The organism is Niastella sp. (assembly GCF_045805085.1).
Classification (GTDB): Bacteria; Bacteroidota; Bacteroidia; order Chitinophagales; family Chitinophagaceae; genus Niastella.
This window is the reverse complement of sequence record NZ_JBJMLX010000430.1, coordinates 1-5,673: the sequence shown is the minus strand read 5'-3', so window position 1 is coordinate 5,673 and position 5,673 is coordinate 1. Positions and strand designations below refer to the sequence as shown.

2 protein-coding genes are annotated in these 5,673 nt (G+C 46.2%); both read left to right on the top strand.

The genetic code is table 11. The features are described from left to right. The first annotated feature begins 233 nt into the window (after positions 1-233). Positions 234-1,358 carry a cyclic dehypoxanthinyl futalosine synthase gene (mqnC, locus tag ACJ751_RS22560; RefSeq protein ID WP_407747791.1) on the top strand — a complete coding sequence of 375 codons (1,125 nt, stop codon included), beginning with the start codon at positions 234-236 and terminating at the stop codon, positions 1,356-1,358. Between the two features lie 311 nt (positions 1,359-1,669). Beyond that, positions 1,670-5,659 (top strand): response regulator, encoded by a 3,990-nt coding sequence (locus ACJ751_RS22555; RefSeq protein WP_407747790.1) that lies wholly within the window; start codon positions 1,670-1,672, stop codon positions 5,657-5,659. The last annotated feature ends 14 nt before the right edge of the window (positions 5,660-5,673 follow it).

The following is a 5,673-nucleotide window of genomic DNA, read 5'->3' as shown; positions in this document are numbered from 1 at the left end:
TACTCAGCAATCGCATGGGAGCAGGTTTATTAGTAGCTGGCTCTGGGTATTAATTAGATAGGTAAGATAAAATAATTATCTGACAATGCTAAACCATTGGTATAAAAACAACTAAACAACACGGTATGCCTGCTGAAATACAGCTAAAGAAGTACCAATAACCTTCGGATTTCCATTTATCCGATGCATTCTGAACCGTTCGTTTAGTACTTTTGTTGCTACAATAAATTTTTATGCACCTGGATGAGCTATATGCGAAAGCCCTGAATTTTGACATGCTGACCATTGAGGAAGGAATGGCCCTGTTTGAACAAGCCCCATTGACAGAACTAATGTTTGTAGCCAATGAGTTGCGTAAAAAACAGGTACCGCATGGTAAAGTTACCTGGCAAATAGACCGGAACGTTAACACTACCAATGTATGTATCGCCAATTGTAAGTTTTGTAACTTCTTCCGCATCCCTGGCCATGCCGATGCTTACATAACCGATATCGCTACCTATAAAAAGAAAATTGAAGAAACCATCCGATGGGGTGGCGATCAATTATTGCTGCAGGGTGGCCATCACCCCGAGCTGGGATTACAGTTCTATGTTGATCTTTTCAGTCAATTAAAGCAACTGTACCCTACCATTAAACTGCATACCCTGGGGCCCCCTGAAATTGCCCATATCACCAAACTCGAAAAATCGACCCACCGGGAAGTTTTGACCGCCCTGAAAGCGGCCGGTATGGACAGCCTCCCCGGCGCCGGCGCCGAAATCCTGGTTGACCGCGTTCGCCGCCTTATTTCAAAAGGTAAATGCGGCTCGCAGGAATGGCTGGATATTATGCACGAAGCGCATAAACTGAACATTACCACTTCCGGCACCATGATGTTCGGTCATGTGGAAACCGTTCGTGAACGTTTTGAGCACCTGGTAAAGATCAGGGAAGTACAATCCAGGAAACCGGCTGAAGCCAAGGGCTTCCTTGCCTTTATACCCTGGACCTTCCAGGATGTGGATACCTTATTGACGAAGATCCGCGGGGTGCATAACCTCACCACGCCCGATGAATATATTCGCATGATCGCCATTAGCCGCATCATGCTGCCCAATGTGAAGAACATCCAGGCTTCCTGGCTCACCGTGGGTAAGCAAACCGCCCAGATCTGCCTGCATGCCGGGGCGAATGATTTTGGCAGCATTATGCTGGAAGAAAATGTGGTAAGCGCTGCCGGTGCACCGCACCGCTTTACTTACAAGAGCATTCAACAGGCCATTAAGGATGCCGGGTTTGAACCGCAATTGCGCAACCAGCAGTACGAATGGCGCCCATTACCTGCGGTTATTGAAGAACAGGTGATTGACTATTAGTGGAGCGGTATATTTTAGTGCTGTATAGTATAATTTATAACCAGTTACAGGTTTCAGGTTACAGGGAAAACAAAGCCATAAAATAAGGCCCTGCAACCTGAAACCTGTAACTTGTAACATGTAACTGCTTCCTTACCTCCTCATCCTGCTTTTTCCACTACCCTTTCTTTATGTTTCTGTTTACCAAGCTCATCCGGAAACTAAAAAATTGAAGAAATACCCTTATTTATGGTAAAAAACATGGGTTGATATTCAATACAAATGGTATTAATCAGTTATTATACAGGGTAAGTATTGTACTCTGAAAAACAATGAACAGTCCCTTTCGTAAACTGGTAAGAATTGCTGTTGTGCTGCTTGCAGCCGTGCTTTTATTCAACTTTTTCGGCTATTACATGATCCATCTGTCGAGCAAACAGAATGAAAAAATGGTAAAGCTGGTGAATATAAGCGGGCAGCAGCAAACGCTATGTCAGCTCATTACCAAGAACGTGATGTTACTTACCAAGGGAAGCCTGCCAGAACCTGAAAGCGTGGCCATCCGGGAACAATTACGCAGCGCTACCGATTCTTTTATCAGCGGCAACCAGCTGTTGTGCGATAAAATAAAGATCGTAAAGGATGAACCGGTCACCAACGACCTGCTGGAAATTACCCGCGACCTCACCAATGCCCAAACCTACATTAAAGCCATTATTGCTGTAGCCCGGGAAGTGTTCCTGGCCGATAGCCAGTTGCTGGCCATCAACGGCCCCCTTTATAAACAACAGATCCTGTACAGCGAAAGAAAGTTCTACCCGCTGATGAATGAGGTGGTGCAACGGTACACCGGCGTGGTAACCGATAGAATGGAGGAATCTTCTACCATCAATACCAGCAAATTCATTTCGCTGATCGTGGCCCTCATTTGTCTTATTTTCCTGGTGATAGACCCCTTGTTACGGCATAATAAACAAAACTATGCAGCCTTGCAAACGGCTCGTAACGACCTGTTGCGCGAAAAGAAATACCTGTCATCCATCCTCAACTCCCAAACCAACTATGTGGTGCGTATAGACCGCAATGGGAATTTTACTTATGCCAACCCGCAGTTTTTACGGGCCTTCGGGTATACTGAAAAAGATGTTTTGGGAGTTCCTTTTTATACAACCATCCACACGCGCGATCTGCATCGTTGCCAGGAAGTGGCCGACCTGTGCTGGTTACACCCCGGTACGGTGTACAAACTGCTGATTAAAAAATCGCTTAAAAATCCCGTTAACTTTCAATGGACCGACTGGGAGTTCATTGCCCTGCAAAATGAGGATGGCGTTTCAGAAATTCAGGGTATTGGAGTAAACGTTACAGAAAAAGTTATTGCCGAACAGGCCCTGCAAAACAGCGAACAAAAATTCCGCCTGCTGGCCGAACATGCCGAAGATATCATTTCAGTAAGCAGCCCCGATGGGGTTTTCCAGTATGTATCGCCCTCGGTGGAAAAAGCACTGGGTTATTTAATTGAAGAAATGGAAGGACGTTCCATCACGGAATTTGTTCACCCTGAGGATGTGCATGCATTCATCCTTCAAAAAAACAGCGCGGTTTTAGGCAGAATCGACAATCTTAGATTGCGTTACCGCATCAGAACAAATAACAACGAATACATCTGGCTGGAAAGCATTTTGAAACCGGTGAAGGAAAACAACCAGGTAGTAAAGATCATTTCCACCTCGCGTAACGTTACCGAGCAAAAGAAGGCAGAGGTAGAACGCGAGCAGTTGCTGGTTGACGTAAAACAATCGGAAGAGCTGCTGCGTACCATCATCAATTCAACCCCCGACTGGATCTTTATAAAAGACCCGGCTCACCGGTTCCTGCTGATTAACCAGTCCTGCGCCGATTCACTGCGCAGACCGCCGGAGGATATCATTGGTAAAGACGACCTGGAAGTGGGTTTCCCCGCTGAATATGTTACCGGCGATCCCACCCGGGGCATTCGCGGCTTTTGGGCCGATGATGACGAAGTAGTGAAGAGCGGTAAAATTATATACATTCCCGAGGAGCCGAACTTCTCTAATGGCCAGCTGAAAACCATGAGCACCGTTAAAGTGCCGTTGAAAGACCAGGAAGGCAATGTGTGGGGCGTATTAGGGTTTGTGCACAACATTACCCCGCTGAAAAAGGTAGAAGAAAACCTGCGCCGCAAAGACCAGTTACTACAGGCGGTATCCGAAGCTACGCACTTGTTGATCAGTAATAACAATCTTGACCAGGCCATTGGCGAAGCCATTCAACTACTGGGCATGAAATTGCAGGTTGATAACCTGAATGTATACAAGAATGAATATGTGCTGGCCGAAGATAAATGGTATACAAGCCGGTTGTGGCAATGGGAAAGCGCTGGAGATGAATTGATCTATCGCCCCGCCGAATGCCAGAATAAAGACCTGAACAGCAAGTCTGCACTTTTTCAATCCCTCATTCAGGAAGAGATCTTCTGCAGCCATGTAAAAAATATTCAGGACCCTGAACTGCGCCAGTTTTATGAGGAACGCGGTATTAAAACCACGGCAGTAATACCCGTTTTTTCAATGCATTATTTCTGGGGTTTTGTAAGCTTTAGCGACAGAACACAGGAACGCGACTGGACCATCACCGAATTCAGTATACTGCAATCCTTTGCCGCCACGCTGGCTGCCGCCATAGAGCGTAAACAAATGGAGCAGGAGTTGGTACAGGCAAAAGATCTGGCCGAATCGGCCAACCAGGCTAAAAGTGAATTTATGGCCAACATGAGCCATGAATTACGTACGCCAATGAATGGCATCATTGGTTTTACCGACCTGGTGCTTACCACCAACTTACAGCATTCGCAACGCGATTACCTCGAAAACGTAAAGAAATCGGCGTATGGGTTGCTGGATATCATCAACGATATTCTCGACTTCTCCAAACTGGAAGCAGGTAAATTGCAGATCGACAATACATCCTTCAGAATTGATGAACTGGTGGAAGAAACGATAGACATACTATCCGTAAAAGCTTTTGAAAAGAAGCTGGAGATGGTTTGCCATATCGATCCGCTGCTGCCTTCACGCGTTAGCGGCGACCCTGTTCGTATACGCCAGGTGTTTGTAAACCTGTTGGGCAATGCCATTAAGTTCACCCAAAAAGGAGAAATATTCGTGTCGCTGAAGAAAGCCGGCACCATGTATGTGAAAGACGGTAAAAGGTTTATCGATATCGATCTGTCGGTACGTGATACCGGTATTGGCATTGTCAAAGAAAAGCTGGTTAAAATATTCGACAGCTTTACGCAGGCAGATTCGTCTACTACGCGTAAATATGGTGGAACCGGTTTAGGGCTTACCATTTCAAAAAGCCTGGCCGAGTTAATGGATGGCACCCTGCATGTTGAAAGCGAAGCCGGCCGTGGAAGCACATTTACGTTGAAGCTGCCGCTTGAAATTGTAAATATTGAACCCCAAATAACCGGCGCCTACCGGCCGCCTTTACAAAAAGTACTGGTGATCGATGACAATGCCAGCAATCGCTGGCTGATGCAGGAAATATTCCGCTATTTCAGCATTGCCTGCGAAACCGCCCACAATGGCCGCGAAGCACTGGCTATTTTGCACCGCATGCAGCAGAATGGCGAGCCGCTCGACCTTATTTTAACCGATCACCATATGCCCGAAATGGATGGCATGCAACTGGTGCAGGAAATACGCAAATCATCTCAAGGGTATACGCCGCCGGTTATTATGATGTTGTCATCGCTTGAAAAAAATATGTTCCAGCGGCAAGCCGAAAAACTGGGCATTCATGGTTTCCTTTCAAAACCCGTAAAATTATACGAGTTATACGCTACGCTTTCTGCCATGTTCACTACCGGAAAACAGCAACCGGAAAAAATAAGCCCCATACCCGTTATTGAAAAAATTACTGATGCAGCTACTATTATGGTGGTAGAAGACGAGCCCATCAATATGCTGCTGATAACTGAAGTATTGGGCAAAATGGGGTTTGCGGTTATAAAAGCCACCAATGGCAAACAGGCGCTCGAGCTGTTGCAGCAGCAGGATCCCCAGCTGATCTTTATGGATGTGAATATGCCCGAAATGGATGGCTTCACTACTACCCGCCTCATTCGCCAGTTACCGGAGCCTTACAGCCTCATTCCAGTGATCGCGCTCACCGCCGATGCCATGCAGGGCGACAAGGAAAAATGTATTGAAGCCGGGATGAACGATTATATTTCAAAACCTTTCAAACTGGAAGAAATAGAATCAGTATTGAAAAAGAGAATGTTATTGGTGTAGCAACGCCGTTGGCT